The following is a 4,654-nucleotide window of genomic DNA, read 5'->3' as shown; positions in this document are numbered from 1 at the left end:
CCGGGTCGCCCGGCGAATGTCCTTCACAATCTGTTCGGGCGTCGCCCGCGTCTCGGATTTCTGTCTCATCTGCGCTTCTCCTAACGAGCTACGATGAGCCAGAAATCCTCCCTTCCTCAAGTCATCCGATTTGTCTCAGAAACGCTGATGCCGGACATGCGGCGCGTACCAACGCAGATGGCCCCTTCACCTCGGTGCCGGTTTTCGTTGGCCTCGACAGTGTGTCGATCCGAAAGCGGCTGAACACCAGCCCTCAATCAATCGTCACGGGATCAGGGCGCACCGACTTTGAGACCAACCTTTCCGCCCATCACCTTGGGCGGCTTCGCCTTCAGAGTCTTGGCGTTTGCCATAACCCATTCGCGGGCCGCCGCCGTGATGGCCTCGGATGCCTTCTCGGTTTTCGAGACAGTCACGGAGAATCCGCCGTCCTCCGTCTTGACCACCGAGTAATCGATGAAGCCCTTCACAGAGTGCATGAGATTCTTGACGTCCTTCTTGTTGGCGATGATGAGATCGATCGTCTCCGCAGCGCCCTTGCCGGAATAGATCCTCACAACAGTATGCATCTTGCCCTCCCCTGGTTAGCTGGACGCACTTTGACCGCTGAGCGTCCTTGTGTTGTCACTACACACCAGATGGGCAGATGCGGCAAGCGTGATTGAGCTGGGTTAGAATCGCAAAGCTTCCTTTCGCAGGCCCGCCGACTTGAGGCCGACGGTTCCGTGCCCGTAATTCCATCGGAGACTCGAAGTCATGGCCCGCGGACGCAATGTTATCGACCAGTCGATAGCACTCGAGGGCGTTGACGGGATTGTCGCGCAACTGCGCAAGATGGGCGAGGTCGCTTGATGCTGTCGCGCGGCTCACGCGCGCGACAGTTCACTCCACCGTCACCGGCTTCGCAAGATTGCGCGGCTTGTCGACTTGGGTGCCGCGAGCGCAGGCGGTGTGGTACGTCGGCAGCTGCAGCGGCACCACGTGCAAGAAGGGTGACAGCGCGCCGTAGTTCTCGGGCATGCGGATCACGTGCAGGCCCTTGCCCGATTCGATGCGGGTGTCGGCGTCGGCAAACACGAACAGCTCACCGTCGCACGGCTGCGCACCGACATCGCCTGCGCGGGCCCGTCCTTCATTCGCCCCTGCTGGGAATCCTAGACCGATTCCGGCACCTCGAACATCTTCAATATCAGCCCGTCCTCGAGCGTCCGGGTTTCGAGACACTTCATGCGAGCCCCGCCCTCCCGGCATCCGTCAATTCGACCCGATACCACGGGTAGCCGTTCGGAAAGCTGTTTCCGAAAGGGAACAAGGTCTTTTCACTCGGATCTCCCTGCATCGGCCTCACGAGCCTCAGTGGCCAGTCACCCGCCAGCCTCCTGTGGGTGCGGCTGATTGGCTGCTGCCGCTCTTGCCCGCGTCCCTTTTCCACGTGCGCAGTAGTCGACTTTGCGCCGCCCAATGGCCCAGTTTTACGCCAGCGTTGACATCGCTTCGGAGGAGGCATCCGCCTGCACCAACCAGCACTATGTGGTGGACGGCGGCTGGATCTAGAGCATGATACGCGGACATGCAGGAAAGGTTGTCGCGATGGAATTCCTGGTACTGATTGCCGCCGCATTTGGCGCGGGCGTGCTGAATACGGTTGCGGGCGGAGGAACCTTCCTGACCTTCCCGGCGCTTGTCTTCACCGGCATGCCACCAGTGACGGCCAGCGCCACGAGCACGATTGCCGTCTTTCCGGGCTACATGGGTGGCGCGCTCGGGTTTCGGCAAGAGCTGGCCGGCTTTGACCGCGGAAGGCTTTTGCGGCTGGCCGGCATCACCCTGATGGGCGGGCTGGTCGGGTCGGGCCTGCTGCTGGTGTCTTCAAACGAAGCCTTTTCCTTTGTGGTCCCTTTCCTTTTGCTAGGTGCCACCCTGGCGTTTATGTTCGGGGACCAGGTTCGACAATGGGCCGCTGCTAGGGCGCGGAATGTATCGCCCGAAGGTGCCCTGGGTCTGTTTGCTGTGGCGCTTTATGGCGGCTACTTCAACGGCGGTCTTGGGATCATTCTGCTGGCACTGTTCTCGCTGTGGGGGATGGTCGACCTTGACCGTATGAACGCGCTGAAATCGGGGTTGAGCTTTCTGTTGTCGGCTATCTCAGTGGCGGTGTTCGCCGCCGCGGGACTGGTTGCATGGCCTCAAGCCATCGTGATGATGCTGGCCGCGACCGCCGGCGGCTATGCCGGTGCCCCCCTGGCACGCGCCCTGCCGAAACCGGCCGTTAGGGGGGTGATTGCAACGGTGGGCTTCGGGATGAGCGCGGTCTTCTTCTGGCGGTTGGTGGGTCCGGGCTGACAATTGCGAAGAGGCGTTACACCATGGCACCTAGCCCGGTCTATTCATCAGGATTGCGTTCATCAGTAGGCTGATGATCAGTTGCATCTGAAGACGCAACTGGTCCTCGCCCCGAAAGACGATCACGGATGTTGATGTTGGCAGGCGTTGAGGTTGACGTTCGGGGACGGCTGGGGGCACTCCGCCCCGTTTGTCATGGACCGGCAGCAGCCAGTCGCCCGGTGATCAGCCGGAACAGCGAGGCATTGGGACAGGCTGAGGCGAGATGAACCCGGATGCGCGACACCGTTTCTATGATGCGGGCGCCAATCTTCAATAGCTTGAGGCGGAGCGTGTCGAATTCGGCCTTGGCAAGTTCATGGGTGGCAGGGATCGCGTTGCGCAGCGCCAGCATCAGCCAATAGGCACCGGTGTGAAGGACAAGGCGGACCTGATTGGCGATCGCACTCTGGCAGGAGGTGCGGTCGGAAGCCATCTGGACCTTATGCATCTTGATGAGGTTCTCGGCCTGTCCCCGCTGGCAGTAGACGTTGTCGTAGAGATGCTGGGCGTCACCGGTCAGAGTGGTCACGATATAGCGGGCATCGAAGCCCTGTGTCGTCGCCTCGAACCGGGTGATGACTCGGCGCTCGGCTGTCCAGCTTGCCGCCGCATAGCGGGTTTCCGTAAAGCCGCGCAGCCTGGCAGCGCCATGCTCGGCCCGCGCGACCTTGAGCGCGTCATCCGCCAGCCTCCTGTGGGCGCGGCTGACTGGCCGCTGTCCCTCTTGCCGGCACCTTTCCCCATGGGCCAGGTGGTCGACTTTTACGCCGCCGCGTGGCCCAATTTTACTCCGGCGTTGACACACTATCCGGAGATGTTGCCGCGCTCACCCTCAAGCTCAGGTCAGTGCATATCTCTCTTCTATGACGAAGGTCAGTTTGGGGCATATGGCGAAATTGAGCTCTACGGCCACCAAAACAAATCAGGTCAGGGAGTCCTGCACTACGTGGTCATTGCCACCTAGTTTTTCTGACACTAACAAGAAATAGAAGTTGCGATGATCGTCCCAAGACATTCGGGAAGGTTTCCCGCTGTGGGCGGAACCAGGGCAGGGCCCATTAGATGAAGTGGCGAAGCACTCCCGTGTTCCCGAGCGGGAATATTTCGCTTCAAAGGCCACTTCAGAACCTAAGCCCGAAAAATGCGGTTTCCGCGCAGTGCGATCAGCGAAAATCCAGGAATTTCCCCTAATCCGCACAACCTCATGAAAGCAATAAAGTGTGAGATTGCGCAACACATGGCGAACTAATCAAGAGCCCGGAATGCCGCAGCACCACTTAAAATTTCCAAACTATATCATATAGATGCTGGTTATCAGCTTCATTCCCCATGGTGCGCCAATCTTGTTATTAAGTTTTTGACATACGTGGGTAATTCCTGATTTTGTTCCCACTGCTTGGGTCGAGTGGGAGTAATGGCCGGGCGGCCGAGTGGTAAATCGACCACAATTTTTTCACTTGCCTGCCGTGACAGGCGCTTTTTGTCGGCGGCAGTTGTGTATTTCATGGCCGTGGCGGGGTTCTTCCAGCCATACATCGACATCAACTCATTGACTATCGCGCCGTTCTCAGCGGCAATTGTAGCTCCAGCACTTCGTAGACCGTGCGATGTGCAGTGGGGCAAGCCTGCTTCCCTGCGCCACTGCTTCATCTTGTTGCCGAGGCCGTTGACTGAGAAAGGAGTCCCATAAGCTGTAAGCAGAATGGTCGGGCCCAGAAGGTCGTGCCGAGCAAGTTCCGCACGAAGGTGATCGTGAATATGAAGTCGTACTTCTACATCAGTTTTTTTGGTTAGGACCCGAATTTCGTCTTCTAAGATTTGGTCCGGACGTAATTCAGCGACGTCACACTTTCGCAAGCCCGTGAACAAGAATAAATCAAAGGCAAGGCGAGCGTCGGATCCCTCGGGATGGCGCAGGCAGAAGCGTTCCCTTTCGCTTTGCGACCAAGTGTGATGACTCTTGTGCTTATATCTAAGCTTCCGAATCTTGGCGCTTGGATCTTCAGGAAGTAAACTTCTCTCCTTGGCATATTTGAAGACGGGTCGCAGTGTTTTGAGAAGCTCATTTGCTGCGGCTGGCGTAGAAGATAATTTATCCATCCAACTACGAATGTGGCGCTCTTCAATTTTTCCCGCTGGTAGGTGCCCTATTTTCTCACATAGTCGTCGTATAGTTCGCTCCTTCGTTCGTCGTGTGGAGCGAGCTAAGCTATGACTTAAACACGATCTCCGAAGCGGGCGTATTCCGTATCCTCAAGCGCAATGGCCT

General features: G+C 58.1%; 4 protein-coding genes and 1 pseudogene. 1 reads left to right on the top strand and 4 read right to left on the bottom strand.

The window, feature by feature from the left end; translation table 11 throughout:
* Positions 1-272 precede the first annotated feature (272 nt).
* Both ACILRN_RS15780 and ACILRN_RS15775 read right to left on the bottom strand, forming a co-directional pair.
* Positions 273-569, bottom strand: coding sequence for a hypothetical protein (locus tag ACILRN_RS15780; protein WP_395689906.1), 297 nt, complete (start codon positions 567-569; stop codon positions 273-275).
* Between the two features lie 313 nt (positions 570-882).
* Positions 883-975, bottom strand: a pseudogene (locus tag ACILRN_RS15775) (sugar isomerase); the annotation flags it as partial.
* A 615-nt stretch (positions 976-1,590) separates the two neighbouring features.
* Between ACILRN_RS15775 and ACILRN_RS15770 the strand changes: the two are divergent.
* Positions 1,591-2,343 carry a sulfite exporter TauE/SafE family protein gene (locus ACILRN_RS15770; RefSeq protein WP_395689904.1) on the top strand — a complete coding sequence of 251 codons (753 nt, stop codon included), beginning with the start codon at positions 1,591-1,593 and terminating at the stop codon, positions 2,341-2,343.
* 193 nt (positions 2,344-2,536) lie between these two features.
* Here ACILRN_RS15770 and ACILRN_RS15765 read toward each other — a convergent pair whose 3' ends face one another.
* Both ACILRN_RS15765 and ACILRN_RS15760 read right to left on the bottom strand, forming a co-directional pair.
* Positions 2,537-3,190, bottom strand: coding sequence for a transposase (locus ACILRN_RS15765; RefSeq protein WP_395689903.1), 654 nt, complete (start codon positions 3,188-3,190; stop codon positions 2,537-2,539).
* Between the two features lie 515 nt (positions 3,191-3,705).
* Entirely contained in the window at positions 3,706-4,485 is a 780-nt protein-coding gene (locus ACILRN_RS15760) for a tyrosine-type recombinase/integrase (RefSeq protein ID WP_395689901.1), read from the bottom strand.
* Positions 4,486-4,654 lie beyond the last annotated feature (169 nt).

The sequence above is a fragment of the Aestuariivirga sp. genome (assembly GCF_044238155.1).
In the GTDB taxonomy this organism is placed as follows: Bacteria; Pseudomonadota; Alphaproteobacteria; order Rhizobiales; family Aestuariivirgaceae; genus Aestuariivirga.
This window is presented reverse-complemented; position numbering and strand designations above follow the sequence as displayed.